General features: G+C 71.2%; 19 protein-coding genes. 12 read left to right on the top strand and 7 right to left on the bottom strand.

From position 1 onward, the window contains the following. Positions 1-108: 108 nt before the first annotated feature. On the top strand, positions 109-525 hold the full coding sequence (locus STRAU_RS28315; RefSeq protein ID WP_037662480.1) for a RidA family protein: 417 nt from the start codon (positions 109-111) through the stop codon (positions 523-525). A 15-nt stretch (positions 526-540) separates the two neighbouring features. On the opposite strand, the gene STRAU_RS28320 is transcribed toward STRAU_RS28315, so the two are convergent. Next, positions 541-1,164 carry a TetR/AcrR family transcriptional regulator gene (locus STRAU_RS28320; protein ID WP_016643840.1) on the bottom strand — a complete coding sequence of 208 codons (624 nt, stop codon included), beginning with the start codon at positions 1,162-1,164 and terminating at the stop codon, positions 541-543. An 85-nt stretch (positions 1,165-1,249) separates the two neighbouring features. On the opposite strand from STRAU_RS28320, the gene STRAU_RS28325 reads away from it, so the two are divergent. Further along, entirely contained in the window at positions 1,250-1,762 is a 513-nt protein-coding gene (locus tag STRAU_RS28325; protein ID WP_016643841.1) for a hypothetical protein, read from the top strand. 22 nt (positions 1,763-1,784) lie between these two features. Here the strand turns inward: STRAU_RS28325 and STRAU_RS28330 are convergent, their stop codons facing one another. Beyond that, entirely contained in the window at positions 1,785-2,378 is a 594-nt protein-coding gene (locus STRAU_RS28330) for a HEAT repeat domain-containing protein (RefSeq protein WP_016643842.1), read from the bottom strand. Positions 2,379-2,734: 356 nt separating this feature from the next. Here STRAU_RS28330 and STRAU_RS28335 point away from each other — a divergent pair, with 356 nt between their 5' ends. From STRAU_RS28335 to pssA, 9 genes are all read left to right on the top strand, one after another. Next, positions 2,735-4,516 carry a 3-hydroxyacyl-CoA dehydrogenase family protein gene (locus STRAU_RS28335; RefSeq protein ID WP_016643843.1) on the top strand — a complete coding sequence of 594 codons (1,782 nt, stop codon included), beginning with the start codon at positions 2,735-2,737 and terminating at the stop codon, positions 4,514-4,516. Positions 4,517-4,652: 136 nt separating this feature from the next. Then, on the top strand, positions 4,653-5,459 hold the full coding sequence (locus tag STRAU_RS28340; protein ID WP_016643844.1) for a TetR family transcriptional regulator: 807 nt from the start codon (positions 4,653-4,655) through the stop codon (positions 5,457-5,459). Positions 5,460-5,929: 470 nt separating this feature from the next. After that, a complete protein-coding gene (gene ccrA / locus STRAU_RS28345; RefSeq protein ID WP_016643845.1) occupies positions 5,930-7,267 on the top strand; it encodes a crotonyl-CoA carboxylase/reductase in 1,338 nt (445 codons plus the stop codon). A 17-nt stretch (positions 7,268-7,284) separates the two neighbouring features. Further along, the gene (locus STRAU_RS28350) at positions 7,285-9,336 is read left to right on the top strand and encodes a protein meaA (protein WP_016643846.1); all 2,052 of its coding nucleotides are present in this window, start codon (positions 7,285-7,287) and stop codon (positions 9,334-9,336) included. Beyond that, positions 9,333-10,316 (top strand): HpcH/HpaI aldolase/citrate lyase family protein, encoded by a 984-nt coding sequence (locus STRAU_RS28355; protein WP_016643847.1) that lies wholly within the window; start codon positions 9,333-9,335, stop codon positions 10,314-10,316. Before STRAU_RS28350 ends, STRAU_RS28355 begins: the two co-directional genes overlap by 4 nt. 5 nt (positions 10,317-10,321) lie before the next feature. Beyond that, positions 10,322-10,870, top strand: a complete 549-nt coding sequence (locus STRAU_RS28360; RefSeq protein ID WP_016643848.1) for a MaoC family dehydratase — start codon at positions 10,322-10,324, stop codon at positions 10,868-10,870. A 2-nt stretch (positions 10,871-10,872) separates the two neighbouring features. Continuing rightward, the gene (locus STRAU_RS28365; protein WP_016643849.1) at positions 10,873-12,078 is read left to right on the top strand and encodes an acyl-CoA dehydrogenase family protein; all 1,206 of its coding nucleotides are present in this window, start codon (positions 10,873-10,875) and stop codon (positions 12,076-12,078) included. Positions 12,079-12,260: 182 nt separating this feature from the next. Beyond that, positions 12,261-12,917, top strand: coding sequence for a phosphatidylserine decarboxylase (locus STRAU_RS28370; RefSeq protein ID WP_078621543.1), 657 nt, complete (start codon positions 12,261-12,263; stop codon positions 12,915-12,917). Continuing rightward, positions 12,904-13,764, top strand: a complete 861-nt coding sequence (gene pssA, locus STRAU_RS28375) for a CDP-diacylglycerol--serine O-phosphatidyltransferase (protein WP_016643851.1) — start codon at positions 12,904-12,906, stop codon at positions 13,762-13,764. The genes STRAU_RS28370 and pssA overlap by 14 nt, the downstream gene beginning before the upstream one ends. Before the next feature lie 82 nt (positions 13,765-13,846). Here pssA and STRAU_RS28380 read toward each other — a convergent pair whose 3' ends face one another. The 5 genes from STRAU_RS28380 to STRAU_RS28400 are packed head-to-tail and all read right to left on the bottom strand — an operon-like array spanning position 13,847 to position 18,833. Continuing rightward, positions 13,847-15,109 carry an ABC transporter substrate-binding protein gene (locus STRAU_RS28380; protein ID WP_016643852.1) on the bottom strand — a complete coding sequence of 421 codons (1,263 nt, stop codon included), beginning with the start codon at positions 15,107-15,109 and terminating at the stop codon, positions 13,847-13,849. A 5-nt stretch (positions 15,110-15,114) separates the two neighbouring features. Next, positions 15,115-16,197 (bottom strand): branched-chain amino acid ABC transporter permease, encoded by a 1,083-nt coding sequence (locus STRAU_RS28385; protein ID WP_052029323.1) that lies wholly within the window; start codon positions 16,195-16,197, stop codon positions 15,115-15,117. Positions 16,198-16,240: 43 nt separating this feature from the next. Beyond that, positions 16,241-17,131 (bottom strand): branched-chain amino acid ABC transporter permease, encoded by an 891-nt coding sequence (locus STRAU_RS28390; RefSeq protein ID WP_016643854.1) that lies wholly within the window; start codon positions 17,129-17,131, stop codon positions 16,241-16,243. Beyond that, complete coding sequence (locus tag STRAU_RS28395; RefSeq protein ID WP_016643855.1) at positions 17,128-17,979, bottom strand: ABC transporter ATP-binding protein; 852 nt, start codon at positions 17,977-17,979, stop codon at positions 17,128-17,130. Before STRAU_RS28395 ends, STRAU_RS28390 begins: the two co-directional genes overlap by 4 nt. Continuing rightward, positions 17,976-18,833 carry an ABC transporter ATP-binding protein gene (locus tag STRAU_RS28400; RefSeq protein ID WP_016643856.1) on the bottom strand — a complete coding sequence of 286 codons (858 nt, stop codon included), beginning with the start codon at positions 18,831-18,833 and terminating at the stop codon, positions 17,976-17,978. The genes STRAU_RS28395 and STRAU_RS28400 overlap by 4 nt, the downstream gene beginning before the upstream one ends. Before the next feature lie 214 nt (positions 18,834-19,047). Here STRAU_RS28400 and STRAU_RS28405 point away from each other — a divergent pair, with 214 nt between their 5' ends. After that, on the top strand, positions 19,048-20,274 hold the full coding sequence (locus STRAU_RS28405; RefSeq protein ID WP_016643857.1) for a PucR family transcriptional regulator: 1,227 nt from the start codon (positions 19,048-19,050) through the stop codon (positions 20,272-20,274). The last annotated feature ends 238 nt before the right edge of the window (positions 20,275-20,512 follow it).

Below are 20,512 nucleotides of genomic sequence, written 5' to 3' on the forward strand. Positions count from 1 at the left end.
ACAGGGAACGGGCACCCGTTCCCTGTCGCACCCCGGGCGTCCGCTTCCCAGCCGCACCCCGGGCCTCCGTCGGGGGCGTTGTCAGACCCGTGGTCCACCATGGTGACCATGAGCGAACTGACGTACATCAACGCCCCCGACGGGGTCGCGCCGGCGACGCAGTACACGCACGTCGTGACAGGCACGGGCCGCCTCGTCGCCGTCTCCGGTCAGCTCGCCCTCGACGAACAGGGCACGCTGGTCGGCGAGGGGGACGCCGCGGCGCAGGCCCAGCAGGTCTTCGAGAATCTGCGGCGCTGCCTGGCCGCCGCGGGCGCGGGCTTCGACGACGTGATCAAGCTGACGTATTTCGTCACGGACGTGGCGCACATGCCCGCGATCCGGGCCGCGCGGGACGCGCATCTTGACCCCGCCCGCCTGCCCGCGGCATCGGCCGTCCAGGTCGCGGCCCTGATGGGGCCCGCGTTCCTCATGGAGATAGAGGCGTTGGCGATGGTGCCGGAGACGCGGCCGACGGACTCCTAGGGCGGGTCCGCCCCCTCACACGCCCGGGCCTTCGCCGAGCAGCAACAGCGCGCTCTCCCCGGCCAGTTCCTCCGCGTGCGCCGGCAGTTCCTGGCCGCGGCGCACATGGCGGCGGACGATCGTCAGCGGCGTGTCGATCACCGCGAGCGTGACGCGGTCGGCGGCCGGTCCGGCCTCGGCGCCGAGCGCGGCGCACAGCTCGGCGACGGCCTCACCCACCCGCCGGTGGCCCTCCTCGGCCCGGCGCAGGCCGGGCTCGGGCCAGTCGTCGCGGGCGAAGTCGGCCGAGCCGTACAGGAGCAGGGACGCCTCGCGCGGGTGCGCCCGGCTCCAGGCGACCACATGGACGGCCGCCGCGCGGGCGGCGGCGCGCGGGGCGCCGCGGGCGGCGGCGCGCGGGTCGCCGTCGCCGGACCCGAGTGCCGCGAACCACCCTTCCTGGAAGTCCTCGACGGTCCGCAGCCACACCTCGGCGAGCAGCGCCGCGCGCGCCGGGAAGCGGTGGTAGACGGAGCCGCTGGGCGCGCCGACCGCCTTGGCCACGGCCGCCATGGTGATCGCGGACGGGCCGGACGCGGCGGCCAGTTCGACGGCTGCGTCGAGAAAGCGGGATACGTCGTACCGGGGTGGCCTCGCCATGTATTGGAGAGTACCCTCCAATTAAATAGAGGGGCCTCTCTAAAACGGGGGGGCCGTTCCCGTTACTCAGGACTTTGGAGCCACCATGGCCGTCCTCAACGTCCACGAACGCGTTCTGCCTGCCAAGCCGAGCGAGGTCGGCGCGCTCATCGACGCCCTCGCCACCCCGGACGACCCGCTGTGGCCTGTCGGCGACTGGCCGCCCATGAAGCTGGACCGCGGCCTCACCCCCGGCTCGCGCGGCGGCCACGGCCCGGTCCGGTACACGGTGGCGGGGTACGCGCCCCAGCAGTGGGTGCGGTTCACCTTCACGGGCCCGCGCGGCTTCCACGGGTTCCACGAGTTCACGGTCCACCCACTGAACGACGGCGACGACCACGACGAGAACGGGAGCGGTCGCACGATCCTGCGCCACACGCTGACGATGCACGCCCGCGGCCCGGCCCGGCTGACCTGGCCGCTGGCGTTCCGCGCCTTCCACGACGCCTGCCTGGAGGACAGCCTCGACCGCGCGGAGCGAGCCCTGACCGGCACGGTCCGCCACCCGGCCCGCTGGAGCCCGTACGTCCGCTTCCTCTACCGCCTCACCCCCAAGTAGGCATCACCCCCCGGCCGGGGCCTCACGACCCCTGCGCCCGCACCGACACCCGCGCCAGCGCCGCCGCGGCCGCCGCCGCGAGCCGCGGATGCCCGCAGGCCGCCGTGAGCACCGGTATGGCCCGCGCGTCCCCGAGCGCCCCGAGCCCCTCCACGCACGCGAGCGCGACCTTGCCGTACGGGTCGCTGGGCGTGAGGCGGCGCTGCAGCGTGACGATCAGCGCGGGCGCCGACTCCGGGGCGCGCAGCTCGGTGAGCAGCCGCACCGGGTGCAGGGCGTAGGCGACGCGCAGTTCGTTCGTGGCGAGCGCGGCCGCCGCGCGGGCCGTGCGCGGATCGCCGAGCCGCGCGAGGGCGTAGGCGGCCGCCGCGCAGCGCGGCGGATCCCGGTGGTTGAGCAGCAGCACCAGCGATTCGAAGGCCCGCCGGTCCCCCAGTACGCCGAGCTTGACCGCCGCCAACTCCCGCGCCCACAGGGGCTGTCCGGTGGCGTGCAGCGCCCCCGCGAGCTCGTCCGGATCACGCACGGCCAGCAGTTCCTCGTACGCCTTCAGCGCTCCCGACGCGGCCGCCTCGCGTCGTAAGCGATCCGTCACCGTCCGCAACTCCGCATCCATGCGGCGAGCCTAGTCGCGACGGAGGTCACAGACACTGGGGGCTGGCGCGCTCGTTACTCGCCGGTTAATCTCAAGTGAGCGGGGCACACTCCCCGTGGGCAGTACCTCGACTCATGACGGCCTGGTGACGCAGCCGTCGCGAGTGTTGTCGGTTCGGTACGCATGTATCGCAGGACGGCGTGGCTCCGGGACAGGGCCCGCCGGTTCGTCCTCTCGCGCAACCTCCGCACGCCGTACGCCACTTCACGCCCGCTCGCGTGGCCATCACGCGCGCACGCGTGCTCCGTGGCCGGTGCGCCCCCGCCACGCGCCGTGCGCGTGCCTCTCAGTCGTCACTCACTTCCTGGAGTCCACGCATGGACACTCCCTTGAACACGGTCGCCGTCGTCGGTCTGGGCACGATGGGCACCGGCATCGCCGAAGTCCTCACCCGGGCGGGCCGCGAGGTCGTCGGCATCGACATCAGCGAGCAGGCCGCCGCCCGCGCGGTCGCCGCTCTCGAAGCCTCCACCGCGCGTGCCGTGCGCCGCGAGCGGCTCTCCGAGAGCGAGCGCGACGCCGCCCTGGGCCGCTTCCGCACCTTCACCGACCTGCGGGCGGCGGCCGACGCCGACCTGGTGATCGAGGTCGCCCCGGAGTCGTACGAGATCAAGCAGCAGATCTTCCGTGAGCTCGACGGCATCGTCCGCCCCGACACGATCCTCGCCACCGGCACCAACGCGCTGTCGGTGACGCGGCTGGCCGCCGAATCGGCCCACCCTGAGAGGGTGTTGGGGCTGCACTTCTTCAACCCGGCGCCCGCGATGAAGCTCGTCGAGGTGGTCTCGTCCGTGCTCACCGCGCCGGCCGCCGTGGCGACGGTCACCGACCTGGCCTGCGCGCTCGGCAAGGAGCCCGTCGCCGTCGGCGACCGTCCCGGTTTCGTCGCCGACGGGCTGCTCTTCGGCTATCTCAACCAGGCCGCGGCGATGTACGAGGCCAAGTACGCGAGCCGCGAGGACATCGACGCCGCGATGCGGCTCGGCTGCGGACTGCCGATGGGGCCGCTCGCGCTGCTCGACCTGATCGGCGTCGACACCGCCCGCACCGTCCTCGACGCCATGTACGCCGAGTCGCAGGACCGGCTGCACGCCCCCGCCCCGATCCTCAAGCAGCTCAGTGAGGCGGGACTGACGGGACGCAAGTCGGGCCGCGGCTTCTACACGTACGCCGCGTCCGGGAGCGACGAGGTGGTGCGGGACGCCGCGACGCCGCTGGAGGGCACGCGGCAGGCGCGCGGACGTGAGGTGCGTGCCGTCGGAGTGGCCGGTTCCGGGACCATGGCGTCCGGGATCGCGGAGGTCTTCGCGAAGGCGGGGTACGACGTGGTGCTCGCGGCCCGCAGCGAGGAGAAGGCCGCCACCGCCAAGTCCCGTATCGCCAAGTCGCTTTCGCGCTCCGTCGACAAGGGGCGGATGACGTCGGAGGCGGCGGCGAAGACCCTGGACCGCATCACTCCCAGCGGGACGTACGACGCGTTCGCCGACGTCGATCTCGCCCTGGAGGCGGTCGCCGAGGACCTGGAGGTCAAGCGGCAGCTGTTCGCGACGCTCGACAAGGTCTGCAAGCCGGGCGCGGTCCTCGCCACCACCACGTCCTCGCTGCCGGTCGTCGCCTGCGCCCGCGCCACATCCCGCCCCGGCGACGTGATCGGCCTGCACTTCTTCAACCCGGCGCCGGCCATGAAGCTCGTCGAGGTCGTGCGCACCGTCCTGACCGAGGACGACGTGCACGCCACGGCCCGCGAGGTGTGCGCGTCGATCAAGAAGCACCCGGTGGACTGCGGCGACCGGGCCGGTTTCATCGTGAACGCGCTGCTCTTCCCGTACCTCAACAACGCGATCAAGATGGTCCAGGAACACTATGCGTCTCTTGACGACATCGACGCCGCCATGAAGCTGGGCGGCGGCTACCCCATGGGGCCCTTCGAGCTCCTGGACGTCGTCGGCCTGGACGTCTCGCTGGCCATCGAGAGGGTGCTGCACCGCGAGTTCCGCGAGCCGGGCCTCGCCCCCGCACCCCTCCTGGAGCATCTGGTGGCCGCGGGCTGCCTCGGCCGCAAGACGGGCCGTGGTTTCCGCGAATATGCCCGGCGCTGACCGGCGCGCGGACCCCGGAGCCAGAGCACACGAAGCGGTGCGCGCCGAGCGCGCGGACTGGGGCGGGCTGCTCGAACCGTCGGGCAGCCCCGTCCCGCAGGCGCACTCAGCTGCGCACATGCAGTACGTTCGGGGCATGTCCAAGGCCGCCAAGTCCACACGTACGACAGCTACGCCCGACGCTCCGGAGAGCGCCGCGGGCAGCCGCGCCGCCGCCCAACGGCTCAAGATGCGCCGCGAGCTGGCGGCCGCCGCCATGGAACTGTTCGCGTCCAAGGGGTACGAGGCCACGACGGTCGACGAGATCGCCGCCCAGGCCGGAGTGGCCCGCCGGACCTTCTTCCGCCACTTCCGCTCCAAGGAAGAGGCGATCTTCCCCGACCACGACGACACCTTGATCCGCGCGGAGGCCGTGCTCAACGCGGCACCCGCACACGAGCACCCGCTGGACACCGTGTGCCGCGGGATCAAGGAAGTCATGAAGATGTACGCCGCGTCGCCCGCCGTCTCCGTGGAGCGGTACCGGCTGACGCGCGAGGTGCCGACGCTGCGCGAGCGCGAGATCGCGTCCGTGGCGCGGTACGAGCGGCTGTTCACGCGCTATCTGCTCGGGCACTTCGACGAGCATGCGCACCATCACGGCAACGACGATCCGCTGCTCGCGGAGGTCGCCGCGTCCGCCGTCGTCACCGCCCACAACCACGTCCTGCGGCGCTGGCTGCGGGCCGGGGGCCAGGGGGACGTGGAGGGGCAGCTGGACCACGCCTTCGGGATCGTGCGGCGGACGTTCGGGACGGGGATTCCCGCGGGGCGGGACACGCCCCCTTCGGGGGCGTCGGCCATCTCCGATGGCGGTGAGGTGCTGGTTACCGTCGCGCGCACCGACGCCCCCCTCGATGAGGTCATGCGGACCATCGAGAAGGCGCTGCGCACCCGCTCCTGATGGGGCTCCGCCCCTTTCCCCCTTCTTCGGCCCTTCGGGCCTCGTCCTCAAACGCCGGACGGGTTCGGGCCTCGTCCTCAAACGCCGGACGGGCTATTTCTTGCCCGTCCGGCTTTTGTGTGCCCCTGCACGGCTCTGACCTGCGGTGATCGATCATCGCTCAGATGAAGGCCCCTGCTGACAACTGAGAGAAATTGTTGGCACTGAGTGTCTTGCCGACTGGCACGCGGTGTCATACGTTGATGTTGTCCGGGCGGCCGGCACCGGAGAACTTCCGGGCGCCGGCTGTCCCCGTGAGCCACTGGCGAGCGCGCCCGGACGCCTGCGTCACAGGCACCTCCTACGCCCCACCACGGCGTCGCCACAGCACCACCTCCGCCGAACCGACGGCACCACACCCCTTCCAGCACCACCCCGACGTACCCCTCAGAGCACTACCCGCCGGTAGTGCCCTTCGCCGGAGGCACCCCATGCAGGAAATCCTGGACGCGATCCAATCGCCGGACACCTCGGCCGCCGACTTCGCCGCGCTGCCGCTGCCCGAGTCGTACCGCGCGGTGACCGTGCACAAGGACGAGACGGAGTTGTTCGCCGGTCTCGCCACACGGGACAAGGACCCGCGCAAGTCGCTGCACCTGGACGACGTCCCGGTGCCCGAACTCGGCCCGGGCGAGGCCCTGGTGGCCGTCATGGCGTCGTCGGTGAACTACAACTCCGTGTGGACGTCGATCTTCGAGCCCATGTCGACCTTCGGCTTCCTGGAGCGGTACGGCAGGCTCAGCGACCTGACGAAGCGTCACGACCTGCCGTACCACATCATCGGCTCCGACCTCGCCGGCGTCGTGCTGCGCACCGGCCCCGGTGTGAACGCCTGGCACCCCGGCGACGAGGTCGTCGCGCACTGCCTGTCCGTGGAGCTGGAGTCCTCCGACGGCCACAACGACACGATGCTCGACCCCGAGCAGCGCATCTGGGGCTTCGAGACCAACTTCGGCGGGCTCGCGGAGATCGCGCTCGTGAAGTCCAACCAGCTCATGCCCAAGCCGGACCACCTGAGCTGGGAGGAGGCGGCGGCCCCTGGGCTGGTGAACTCCACCGCGTACCGGCAGCTCGTCTCGCGCAACGGCGCCGGCATGAAGCAGGGCGACAACGTGCTGATCTGGGGCGCCAGCGGCGGACTCGGGTCGTACGCCACGCAGTTCGCGCTCGCCGGGGGCGCCAACCCCATCTGCGTGGTGAGCAGCCCGCAGAAGGCCGAGATCTGCCGTGCCATGGGCGCCGAGGCGATCATCGACCGCAACGCCGAGGACTACAAGTTCTGGAAGGACGAGCGCACCCAGGACCCCAAGGAGTGGAAGCGCTTCGGCAAGCGCATCCGCGAGCTCACCGGCGGCGAGGACATCGACATCGTCTTCGAACACCCCGGCCGCGAGACCTTCGGCGCCTCCGTGTACGTCACCCGCAAGGGCGGCACCATCACCACCTGCGCCTCGACCTCGGGCTATATGCACGAGTACGACAACCGCTACCTGTGGATGTCCCTGAAGCGCATCATCGGCTCGCACTTCGCCAACTACCGGGAGGCGTGGGAGGCCAACCGGCTGATCGCCAAGGGCAAGATCCACCCGACGCTCTCCAAGGTGTACTCGCTGGAGGACACCGGGCAGGCCGCCTACGACGTGCACCGCAACCTCCACCAGGGCAAGGTCGGCGTCCTCGCGCTCGCCCCCGAGGAAGGGCTCGGCGTGCGCGACCAGGAGACGCGGGCCCGGCACCTCGACGCCATCAACCGCTTCCGCGACATCTGAGGGGCGGGGCACCGTTCATGACTGAGCGTCAGAAGGACCGGCCGTGGCTGATGCGCACCTATGCCGGTCACTCCACGGCCGAGGCGTCCAACGAGCTCTACCGCCGCAATCTCGCCAAGGGCCAGACCGGTCTGTCGGTCGCGTTCGACCTGCCGACGCAGACCGGGTACGACCCGGACCACATCCTCGCGCGCGGGGAGGTGGGCCGGGTCGGCGTCCCGGTGTCCCATCTCGGAGACATGCGGCGGCTGTTCCAGGACATCCCCCTGGAGCAGATGAACACCTCCATGACGATCAACGCGACCGCCATGTGGCTGCTCGCGCTCTATCAGGTCGTCGCCGAGGAGCAGGGCGCCGACATCGGCAAGCTCCAGGGGACGACGCAGAACGACATCGTCAAGGAGTACCTGTCGCGCGGCACCCACGTGTTCCCGCCGGGGCCGAGCCTGCGGCTGACCACCGACATGATCACGTACACGGTGGCGCACATCCCGAAGTGGAACCCGATCAACATCTGCAGCTACCACCTGCAGGAGGCCGGGGCCACGCCGGTGCAGGAGATCGCGTACGCGATGAGCACGGCGATCGCGGTGCTCGACGCGGTGCGTGACTCCGGGCAGGTGCCCGAGGAGAAGTTCGGCGACGTCGTCGCGCGGATCTCCTTCTTCGTGAACGCCGGGGTGCGGTTCATCGAGGAGATGTGCAAGATGCGGGCCTTCGGGCGCATCTGGGACCGCGTCGCGCGCCAGCGGTACGGCATCACGGACGCCAAGCAGCGCCGCTTCCGCTACGGCGTGCAGGTCAACTCGCTCGGCCTGACCGAGGCGCAGCCGGAGAACAACGTCCAGCGCATCGTCCTGGAGATGCTCGCCGTCACGCTGTCGAAGGACGCACGCGCGCGTGCCGTGCAGCTGCCCGCGTGGAACGAGGCGCTCGGCCTGCCGCGCCCCTGGGACCAGCAGTGGTCGCTGCGCATCCAGCAGGTCCTCGCGCACGAGAGCGACCTCCTGGAGTACGAGGACATCTTCGCGGGTTCCCATGTGATCGAGGCCAAGGTCGAGGCCCTCGTCGAGGAGTCCCTGGAGGAGATGGACCGCATCGAGCAGATGGGCGGCGCGATGGCCGCCGTCGAGTCGGGCTATCTCAAGGCGCAGCTCGTGTCCTCGCACGCGGAGCGCCGGGCGCGCATCGAGGCGGGCGAGGACAAGATCATCGGTGTGAACGTCTTCGAGACGACGGAGCCGAACCCGCTCACCGCCGACCTGGACACCGCGATCATGACGGTCGACCCCGAGGTCGAGGCGGGCGTGGTGGAGGCCATCGGCATGTGGCGCACCACCCGTCAGGAGTCCTCGGACCGGCAGGGCCTGGGCGACCCGTTCCACTTCCCGACGGTCCACCAGGCGCTCGACCGGCTGAAGGAGGTCGCGGCCGGCACCGGCAACCTGATGGAGGCCACCCTGGAGTGCGCGCGCGCCGGTGTGACGACCGGGGAGTGGGCGGGCGCGCTGCGGGAGGTCTTCGGCGAGTTCCGGGCGCCCACGGGCGTCTCGGGGGCGCCGGTGGCCGTCACGGCCGAGGCGGGCACGCCGCTCGCGCTGGTCCGCGAGAAGGTCGAGAAGACCGCCGCGGATCTCGGCACCGGCAAGCTGCGCTTCCTCGTCGGCAAGCCGGGGCTCGACGGGCACTCCAACGGTGCCGAGCAGATCGCCGTGCGCGCGCGTGACGCCGGGTTCGAGGTCGTCTACCAGGGCATCCGGCTCACGCCCGAGCAGATCGTGGACGCGGCGCTCGCGGAGGACGTGCACGCCGTGGGCCTGTCGATCCTCTCCGGCTCGCACGCGCAGCTCGTGCCGGACGTCCTGGTGCGGCTGCGCACCGCGGGCGCGCACGACATTCCCGTGATCGCGGGCGGCATCATTCCCAACGGCGACGCCGAGGACCTGAAGGCGGCGGGTGTGGCCGCCGTCTTCACCCCCAAGGACTTCGGCATCACGGAGATCATCGGCCGTATCGTCGACGAGATCCGGAAAGCGAACCACCTCGACCCTCTGGAGGTCCCCGCATGACCCAGCCCCTGCCGCAGTCCGGCGGCGTGAACCGGCTCCGCCCGCGCCGCTCCTGCCTGGCCGTCCCCGGCTCGAACCCGCGCTTCCTGGAGAAGGCCCAGGGCCTGCCCGCCGACCAGGTGTTCCTGGACCTGGAGGACGCGTGCGCGCCGCTCGCCAAGCCGGAGGCGCGGCACACGATCGTCAAGTTCCTCAACGAGGGCGACTGGACGGGCAAGACACGGGTCGTGCGCGTCAATGACTGGACGACCGAGTGGACGTACCGCGACGTCGTGACGGTGGTCGAGGGCGCGGGCCCCAATCTTGACTGCATCATGCTGCCGAAGGTCCAGGACGCCCAGCAGGTGGTGGCCCTCGACCTGCTGCTCACGCAGATCGAGAAGACGATGGGCTTCGAGGTCGGCAGGATCGGCATTGAGGCGCAGATCGAGAACGCCAAGGGTCTTGTCAATGTTGACGAGATCGCCGCCGCCTCGTCACGTATTGAGACGATCATCTTCGGCCCGGCCGACTTCATGGCGTCGATCAACATGAAGTCGCTCGTCGTGGGCGAGCAGCCGCCCGGCTACCCGGCGGACGCGTACCACTACATCCTGATGCGCATCCTGATGGCGGCCCGCACGCACGACCTCCAGGCGATCGACGGCCCGTACCTCCAGATCAAGAACGTCGACGGCTACCGCGAGGTGGCGGGCCGCGCGGCCGCGCTCGGCTTCGACGGCAAGTGGGTGCTGCACCCGGGGCAGGTGGAGGCCGCCAACGAGGTGTTCTCGCCCTCGCAGGAGGACTACGACCACGCCGAGCTGATCCTGGACGCGTACGAGTACTACACGTCCGAGGCGGGCGGCAAGAAGGGCTCGGCGATGCTCGGCGACGAGATGATCGACGAGGCGAGCCGGAAGATGGCGCTCGTCATCTCCGGGAAGGGCCGTGCGGCCGGCATGCGGCGCACCAGCAAGTTCGAGGCTCCGGAGGCGTAGGGATCATGCAATTCGGCCGCACCTATGAGGAGTTCGAGGTCGGCGCCGTGTACAAGCACTGGCCCGGCAAGACGGTCACCGAGTACGACGACCACCTCTTCTGTCTGCTCACCATGAATCATCACCCGCTGCACATGGACAGCAACTACGCGGAGCAGACGACGGACTTCGGGAAGAACGTCGTCGTCGGGAACTACATCTACTCGCTGCTCCTTGGCATGTCGGTGCCGGACGTGTCGGGCAAGGCGATCGCGAACCTGGAGGTCGAGTCGCTCAAGCACGTGGCGCCGACGTTCCACGGCGACACGATCTACGGCGAGACGACGGTCCTGGACAAGACGCCGTCGAGGTCCAAGTCGGACCGCGGGATCGTCCACGTGGAGACCAGGGGCTACAAGCAGGACGGCACGCTGGTCTGCGTGTTCCGCCGCAAGGTGATGGTGCCCACGGAGACGTACATCAAGGAGCGCGGCGGCGAGCAGCCCGGCCGCCCGGAGCCGACCGCAGCCACGGAGAAGACGCCCGCGCCCGCGGCGAAGAAGACGGAGAAGTAGCCATGACGCGACTCGCGCAGACCGCCGGTCTGACCGACATCCAGCGGGAAATCCTGTCCACCGTCAGGGACTTCGTCGACAAGGAGATCCTCCCGGTCGCGACCGAACTGGAGCACCGCGACGAGTACCCGCAAGCGATCGTCGACGGCCTCAAGGAGTTGGGCCTGTTCGGCCTGATGATCCCGGAGGAGTACGGGGGTCTGGGCGAGTCGCTGTTGACGTACGCACTGTGCGTGGAGGAGATCGCGCGCGGCTGGATGTCGGTGTCCGGCATCATCAACACCCACTTCATCGTGGCGTACATGCTCAAGCAGCACGGCACGCAGGAGCAGAAGGACCACTTCCTGCCGCGCATGGCGACGGGTGAGGTGCGGGGCGCGTTCTCGATGTCGGAGCCGGGTCTCGGCTCGGACGTGTCGGCGATCACGTCGAAGGCGGTCAAGGACGGCGAGGAGTACGTCCTCAACGGCCAGAAGATGTGGCTGACGAACGGGGGCTCGTCAACGCTGGTCGCCGTGCTCGTCAGAAGTGACGAAGGACACCCCGAGGGCACGGCCCCGCACAAGTCGATGACGACGTTCCTGGTGGAGAAGGAGCCGGGCTTCGGCGAGGTGCGTCCGGGCCTGACCATCCCCGGGAAGATCGACAAGATGGGTTACAAGGGTGTCGACACCACCGAACTGATCATGGATGGCCTGCGCATTCCGGCCAATCGCGTGCTCGGCGGGGCCACCGGCCGAGGGTTTTACCAAATGATGGACGGCGTCGAGGTCGGCCGCGTGAATGTCGCGGCGCGTGGTTGCGGCGTCGCGCAGCGTGCCTTCGAATTGGGCGTCTCGTATGCCCAGCAACGCCACACTTTCGGCAAGCCGATCGCCCAGCACCAGGCAATTCAGTTCAAGCTTGCCGAGATGGCTACCAAGGTCGAGGCCGCCCATGCGATGATGGTGAACGCAGCACGCAAAAAGGACTCCGGGGAGCGAAACGACCTCGAAGCAGGGATGGCGAAGTATCTGGCATCCGAATACTGCAAGGAAGTCGTGGAGGACGCGTTCAGAATTCACGGCGGGTACGGCTTCTCGAAGGAGTATGAGATCGAGCGCCTCTACCGCGAGGCGCCGATGCTGTTGATCGGTGAAGGAACCGCCGAGATCCAGAAAATGATCATTGGCCGACGACTCCTCGAAGAGTATCGATTCCAGGGCTGAATGTCCGACTTGGGGTGATTCCTTCGAGATTTATTCGAGAAGAAGATCACACCCAGTCAGCACGCTCCGGCGGCCGACTCGGCTTCCTGGCTTGCCCAGTTGTGGCTCGCAACCGATACGATCCCGGGAAAGCCGCCGTCCCCCCGTATGCAGTGCGGCATCATCCGCTACGAAGGTCATCCATGCCCCACAGCCAAACCTCTGCACCTCGCGTCAGCTTCCTTGGTGGACGCCTCGCGCGCGGAGCATCGCCGTGGCTCCTGCCGACCGTCGCCACCGCGGCACTCAGCCTGGCCAGGTCGCGCCGCTCCAAGGGCGCGGCCGCGATCGCCGTGCCCACCACCGCGCTCGCGGCGGGCATGCTGTGGTTCTTCCGCGACCCCGAGCGCGAGATCACCCGGGGCCGGGTCATCTCGCCCGCCGACGGTGTTGTACAGAGCATCATGCCGTGGAAGGACGGGCGCACCCGCGTCGCGATCTTCATGAGCCCTCTGAACGTCCACGTCAACCGCGCGCCGCTGGCCGGCACGGTGACGTCCGTCGAGCACATCCCGGGCGGTTTCGTCCCGGCGTTCAACAAGGAGAGCGAGAACAACGAGCGCGTTGTCTGGCACTTCGACACCGAGCTCGGCGACATCGAGATGATCCAGATCGCGGGCGCCGTCGCCCGGCGCATCGTGCCGTACGTGCCGCAGGGCACGAAGGTGGAGCAGGGCGAGCGCATCGGCCTGATCCGCTTCGGCTCGCGCGTCGACATCTACCTGCCGGAGGGTGTCGAGGTGGACGTCGAGGTGGGGCAGAAGACCGTGGCTGGGGTGACTCGCATTGACCGTGACTGATTCGGAGACACCGGCGGGCTGGGTGCCCGAGGCAGTCGACTCCGCGGTGGACGGGTCCGACGAGGACATGCCGCTCTCACTGCGCCTGTCGATAGCGGACACGCTCACGCTGGGCAACGCCACGTGCGGCTTCATGGCGGTGTACTTCACCACCACCGGCATCCTCATCCCGCACCTCACGGGTGACCAGTCGGGCATGGCGCGCAACAGCGCCGCCACGGCCGTGATCCTGATGCTGTGCGCCGCGGTCTTCGACCTCTTCGACGGCCTCGTGGCCCGCAAGCTGCGGTCGTCGCCGATGGGCGCGGAGCTGGACAACCTCTCCGACCTGATCAGCTTCGGTCTGGCCCCGGCGTACTTCGTGCTCGTGTACGGCGTGGTCGGTGAGGGCGCGCATCAGCGGGTGGCGGCGGTCGGCGCGATCGTGGTGCTGCTGGCGGTGGTGCTGCGGCTTGCGAGATTCTCCTGCGTGACCCTGCGTGACGGGGTGTTCCAGGGCATGCCGTCGCCGTTCGGCGCCCTGACCGTGGTCTCGATCGTGCTCCTGGAGCTGCCCTTCGTGGCCACGCTCCTCGCCATCATCGGCACCGCCTGGCTGATGGTGAGCCGGGTCGAGTACCCCAAGCCGCGCGGACCGCTCGCGGTGGCCATGCTCGCCTGGATCGTCGCCGCGATGGGGCTGCTCGCCGCCTGGGCCTTCGACGCCCCCGGTGGCCAGCTGCTGCTCCAGACCGGCTGCGCGCTGCAGCTGGTGCTCGGCGCGGTGATCCCGCTGTTCGCCACGGCTCGCCGGGTGAACAACTTCCGGGACAACCGGCGCGAGGCGCGGGCGACGCAGTTGCCGTAGCGGCGCTTGAACGGTGCCTGAGGGGGCCTGGACCGGATCGGTCCAGGCCCCCTTTGGCGTGTGGGCAGGGCGGTGGGCGCCCTCAGCCTCCCGGGGTGTACGCCTCGGCCGCCGACGAGGCACCCGGCTCCCGGGCCACCGTCATGCCGCCCGTCGCCGACTTGTCGGGCTTCAGGATGGCGCTCTCCTTGGAGGAGGGGGCCTTGGGGTCCGTGAAGTTCTGGCGGGCGCCGAAGCCCGCGTCGTACGCGTCGATGGTCAGCAGGGCCTTGTCGACGCCCTCGCGGGTGAGGTCCTTGGCGGCGCACGCCTTCTTCAGGGCCTCGCCGAAGACCGAGGCGGCCGTCCAGCCGGCGACGACGCCGTTGTCGAGGGCGTCCTTGGGGTGGGCCTCGCGGTAGTCGGCGACCAGCTTCTTCGCGGCGGGCGTGGCGGCGCCGATGGGCAGGGTGGGCGAGGCGACGTAGTAGTTCTTCGTCAGGGCGGGGCCCGCCTGCGTGCCGAGGAGCTGCGGGGCGAACGCCGAGTTGTTGCCGATGATCGGCACGTCGAGCTTCGTGGCGGCGGCGACGCCCACCAGGGAGGCGGCCTGCCGGGGGCCCGCACTGATCACGACGGCGTCGGCGCCGGCCTTCTTCAGGGCGGCGACCTGCGCCGTCATGTCGTTGTCGGTGGGCTTGATCTTCTGCTCGACGACGCTCAGGCCGGACTTCTCCGCCATGTGCCGCGAGCCCTTGAGCGCGTTCTCCCCGTAGTCGCCCTCGAAGTAGACATGGCCGAGCTTGTCGCCCTTCTTCAGGCCCTTCTCCTTCATCAGGAAGTCGATGGCGTTGATGGTCTCGATGTCGTACGTCGATCCGATGACGCGTACGTAGGGGCTGCCGAGGAGGTTCGCCGACCATGCCTGCGGCAGCACCAGGCCCTTGTCCTGGCCGTCGACGCGGTCCTTGACCGCGGCCACGAACGGGGAGCCGATGAACTGGGCGTAGCCGAGGACGTCCGGTTCCAGTTCGGTGTACGCGGCGACGGCCTTCTGCGGGTCGTAGCCGTGGTCGCGGACCTGGAGCTTCAGGCGGTAGCCGCAGATGCCGCCGGCGGCGTTGACCTGCTTGACGTAGAGCTGCTGGGCCTGGGTGACGCTCTTGCCGAGGGTGGCGTAGACGCCGGTCATGTCGGTGAGGACGCCGAGGGTGATGGTCCTGCCGGAGATGCCGTCGCCCGTCTTCACGCCCTTGGCGTCGCCTCCCCCGTTGTCGCTGTCGTTGTCGGACTTGGCCTTGGAGCTGCAGGCGGTGAGCGCAAGGGCCGCGGCGAGCGCGGTGACGACGGCCGTGGCGCGGGTCATTGGAGTCATGCTTCCTCCCCTGGGGTGGACCGTGGGCGCCGGGCGGCGACGCTGATGAGGCCGCCGGGCAGGAAGAGCACCACCGCGACGACGGCGGCGCCGTACAGGTACCGGGACGCCTCCCCCGGTGCGATGCCGCCGGTGCCGGGCGCGGAGACCAGGGGCAGCGCCTCGCTGTAGCGGGTGAGCAGCTGGGGCAGGAGCGAGACGAGGACGGCGCCAGCGACCGCGCCCGCGACGGAGCCGAGCCCGCCGATGACGATCATGGCGAGGTACTCCAGGGACAGCGTCATGCCGAAGTAGTCGGGCACGGTGCGCTGGAAGACCAGGGCGAGCAGGACACCCGCGAGCCCGGCGTACATCGACGACAGGACGAACACACCGGCCCGGTAGCGGGCGACGGGCACGCCGAGGACGCCGGCGGCGACGCGGTGGTCACGGATGGCGTTGAGGGCGCGGCCGGGCCGCCCGCGCAGCACCCCGCGGGCGAAGAGCCCGCAGCCGAGGAGCAGCACGAGGCCCGCGTACCAGAGCTTCTCGGCGGAGCCGAAGGGCACGGCGGCGACGACGGCTTCGCGGTCGTCGAAGGTGAGCCCGAAGACGCTCAGGGGCGGCACGGCGCGGCCGTTGGAGCCGCCCGTCAGGTCACCGGCGTTGAACAGGACGTGCTGCCCGATGAAGATCAGCGCGAGCGTGGCGATGCCGAGGTAGGCGCCGCGCAGGCGGCCCGCGATGGGGCTGAACAGGCCCCCGGCGACGCCCGCGAGCAGCACGGCGAGGACGGCGGCGAGCCAGGTGGGCAGGCCGAGCCCGGTGAGCCCGTCGCCCTCACCGGCGAACACGCAGTAGCCGTACGCGCCCACGGCGAGGAAGAAGGCGTGCCCCATGGAGAGCTGGCCGGTGGCGCCCGTGAGGAGGTTGATGCCGATGGCGCCGATCGCGGCGGCCATCGCGAACAGGCCCGCCTGGAGCCAGAACCGGTCCAGGTAGAAGGGCAGGGCGAGCAGCAGGACGCTTCCGGCCGCCCAGGCGTACGCGCGGGGGCGCTTGAGGAACGTACGCGCCGTCTGCCCGGGAGGACGCTTCAGGGAGCGGCGGCCGGAGGAGGTACGGGCCTCGGACACGGGGACCTCAGACACGGGCGAGCTCCTTGGTGCCGAAGAGTCCGGCGGGCCGGATGAGCAGGATCGCGGTCATCACGAGGTAGGGGGCGAGGTCGCCGAGGCCGCGGCCGAGGAAGGTGAGGTCGCTCTGGTAGCCGGTGGCGAGGGACTCGGTGACGCCGACGACGAGTCCGCCGACGAGCGCGCCGGTGGTGGAGTCGAGGCCGCCGAGGATCGCCGCCGGGAACGCCTTGAGGGCGGCGAGGGACGTGGCGCGCTCCAGGCCCGGGGTCGGGAAGACGGTGAGGAACAGCGCGGCGACGGCGGCGAGGGCGCCCGCGACGGCCCATGCGCCGAGGGACACGCGGCCCAGGCGCACGCCCATCAGCGCGGCCGTCTCGGGGCTCTCGGCGGCGGCCCGCATGGCGACGCCCCACGAGGTGTAGCGGAACGCGGCCAGGAACAAGCCGATGAGCAGCGCGGCGGTGACGAACGCGGCGACGCGGGTGTGGGCGATGGACACGGAGCCGACGGTGAGGACGGAGTCGCCCCACGGGTCCCCGAGCGGCAGCACGTCCGTGCCGAGGCGGCGGGTGAGTTCGGTGGTGAGCAGGATGTCGACGCCGATGGTGACGATGGCGAGGACGCTGTGGTCCTGGCCGCGGTAGCGCCGCATGACGCAGAACTCCACGGCCGCGCCGACGACGGCGGCGCCCGCGACGCCGACGGCGAGGGCGGGCCAGAAGCCCAGGTCGTCGTGGAGGGAGGCGGTGAGGTAGCCGCCCGCGAGGAGCAGGGAGGCGTGGGCGAAGTTCACGACTTCGGTGGCGCGGAAGATGACGACGAAGCCGAGCGCGATGAGGGCGTAGACGGAGCCCATCGAGAGGCCGTTGAGGAGGAGTTCGGCGAAGGTGCTCATGCTCCGGCGGCCTCCTGCCCCAGGTAGGCGCGGACGACGGCGGGGTCGTTCTGTACGTCGCCGGGGGTGCCGCTCGCGATGCGGCGCCCGAAGTCCAGCACGGTCACCGTGTCGGCGAGCCGCATCACCACCCCCATGTCGTGTTCGACCAGGACGATCGAGATGCCGAGGCCCTCGCGGACGCCCGCGATGACGGCGGCGGTGCGGCGCCGTTCCGCTGCGGTCATCCCGGCGACGGGCTCGTCGAGGAGCAGCAGGCGGGGCTCCATGCACAGGGCGCGGGCCAGTTCGGCGAGTTTCCGCTGTCCGTACGGCAGGGCGCCCGCGGGCAGGCCGAGTTGGTCCTCGATGCCGACGAACGCGGCGATCTCGCGGACGCGTTCGCGGTGGACCCGGTCCTCGCGGGCGGCCGACGGCAGCCGCAGGCCCGCGCCGAGGAAACCGGCCCGGGTGAGCCGGTGGCGGCCCAGGAGCAGGCTGTCGGCGACGGTGGCGCGGGGCGGCAGGGCGAGGTTCTGGAAGATGCGGGCGACGCCGAGTTCCGCGATGCGGTGCGGGCGCATGCCGGTGAGTTCGTGGGGGCCGAAGCGGACGCTGCCGGAGGTGGCGCGGTAGACGCCGGACAGGACGTTGAAGCAGGTGGACTTGCCCGCGCCGTTGGGCCCGATGACGGCGTGCACGGTGCCGGGTTCGACGGTGAGGGAGACCGCGTCGAGGGCGGTGAGACCGGCGAAGCGGACGGTGAGGTCGCGGATCGTCAGGGGCGGTACGTCGCCGGACGCGGGTGGTCGGGTGTCGTCGTGGGGTGCGGGTCGTGGCGTGCCGTCGTCCTCGGGGGGCGGAATCATCGGTCGGCCTCCCAGCGGCGCAGGCTCGGCGGGGTGTCGAGGGCGCGGGTCGCGTCGGCGGCCGCGGTCTCGTCGACCACGCCGAGGTAGCGGCGGCGCACCTCGTCGGACGCGGCGAGTTCGGCCGCGGGGCCCTCCAGGGCGACTTCGCCGACGTCGAGGACGTACGCGTACGAGGCAAGGCGCAGCGCGAGGGCGGCGTTCTGCTCGACGAGGAGGACCGAGGTGCCCTGGGCGTTGATCTCGCGGATCGTGTCGGCGATGCGGGCGGCCATCAGCGGGGCGAGGCCCAGGGACGGCTCGTCGAGCAGGAGCAGCCGGGGTGCGGCCATCAGGGCGCGGGCGACGGCGAGCATCTGCTGTTCGCCGCCGGAGAGCAGCCCCGCGCGCTGGCCCGCGCGGTCGGCGAGGACGGGGAACAGTTCGTGGACGCGGGCGAGGGCGCCGGCCTTGGCGGCGCGGGAGCCGGTGGAGCCGAGGGCGCCGGCGCGCAGGTTGTCGGCGACCGTCATCCGGGCGAACACCCGCCTGCCCTCGGGTACTTGGGAGATCCCGGCGGCCACGACGCGCTCAGGTCTGAGCCCGTCGACGCGGCGGCCCGCGAAGCGGATGGTGCCGGAGGTCAGGGCTCCGCCGTGGAAGGAGAGGGTGCGGGACAGGGCGCGCAGCAGCGTGGACTTGCCGGCGCCGTTGCCGCCGAGCACGGCGACGACGGCGCCTTCGGGCACGTCGAGGGTGACGTGCCGCAGGGCGCGGACGGGGCCGTAGCCGACGCAGGCGTCGCGGACGGAGAGGGCCTGGTGGGTCCGGTCGGCGTGGGGACTCTGGTCGGCGTGGTGGTCGGAATCGGCCATTTCGCACCTCCTTCCGCGGCGTGGCGTTCACTTCAGCACCGTGCGGGGCGGGCGTCCACGGGCGGCGGGCGAAACGCTGCCGGGGCCCAGCGGGGGCGGCCGGGCGTTGTGCACCGGCACAGGACCGCGCGCCGGGGTGCTGCCGTGATGGGCGGCCGGTGGCATCCTCCGCACCAGGCACGCGGCTCACGGCGACGAGCGGGGGAGGCGGGGCATGGGCGGGCGCACACGACGTACCGGACACGACTGGAAACTGCTCAGGGAGGCGTGCGTGGCGCTGCTGCCGCGGATTCCGGAGCTGGTCGACGAGCATCTGCGCCAACTCGCCGAGCACTCCCCCGCGTACGACCGGGTGCTGCCGTACGACCAGCACTGGCGGGAGGCGGAGGAGGCGATCCGGATCGGCATCGAGACGATCACGGCGCCGCGCGAGTCGCCGCGCCGCGACCTGGAGTACGCGCGGGATTCCGGGCGGCGACGGGCCGGGCAGGGGCTGCCGCTGGACCTGTTGGTGCACTCGTACCGGAACGCGGGCTATCTGGTGTGGGACGCGCTGCTCGAAGGGGCGTCGGGCGGCGATCCGGAGCGGCTCGCCGCGCTGATGCGGTCGGCGACGCTGGTGTGGTCGGCGGTGGACGCGCAGGCGGTGACGGCGTCGGACGCCTACCGCGAGACGGAGCTGGAGCTGCGGCGGCGCACCGACGAGCGGGCGCAGGCGCTGCTCGACGCGCTCCTTGAGGGGCAGAGCGCGCCGGGGCTCGCGGCGCGGGCGGCGGCGGGGCTCGATCTGCCGGAGCGGGGGCCGTACGCGGTGGTGGTGCTGCGGGTGGAGCGGCGCGGCGAGCGGGACGCGCCGCACCGGCGGGTGCAGGAGGCGGGGTTCCGGTTCGTGTGGCGGATGCGGACGGACTGCGAGGTGGGGGTGGTGGCGCTCGGGGCGGAGGCGGGGCTCGACGGGCTCGTGGCGCTCCTTGACCGGCTCGGGGTGGGGGCGGGGCCGGGGGCCGGTGGGGTCAGTCCCGTCGTGGACGGCCTGGCCGAGCTGGGGCAGGCGCGGCGGCTCGCGGAGCTGGCGCTGCGGACGTGTCCGGCGGATGCCGGGGGTGTGGTGCGGTTCGACCGGCGGATGCCGACGGCTCTCGTGGTGGGCCAGCCGGAGCTGGCGGGGCGCCTGGTGGCGGACGTGTTCGGGGCGTTGCTGGCCCTGGAGCCCGGGGATCGGGCGGTGCTCCTGGAGACGCTGGACGCGTGGCTGGACTGCGAGGGGTCGGCGGGGCGGGCCGCGGGGCGGCTGTACTGCCACCGGAACACCGTCTTCAACCGGCTGCGGCGGTTGGAGCAGCTCACGTCGCGGTCACTGGCGCGGCCTCGGGATCTGATCGAGATGACGTTGGCCCTCGACGCGTATCGGCTGTCGCCGGGACTTGGCGGGGTGGGGTGACCCCGGGCGGGTGGGTGCCCCTGGGGCTGGGGCGCCGCCGGGCCCCTTGGCGGGGTGCGCCTGACGTGCGGGTGGCCCTGGGACGGGGACGAGGTCGCAGTTGGCGGCGCCGTCGGCCGGGGGCTGTGCCCACCCCTGCGGGACGACTGCCCACAGCGGCAGCGGGGAGCAGTTGCCCCCGTGGGCGACGGCCCGCTCCGACGGGCGTTGCCGTGCGCCCCAGGGCAGTGAGTAAGGG

Source organism: Streptomyces aurantiacus JA 4570 (assembly GCF_000414115.1).
Taxonomy (GTDB): domain Bacteria; phylum Actinomycetota; class Actinomycetes; order Streptomycetales; family Streptomycetaceae; genus Streptomyces; species Streptomyces aurantiacus_A.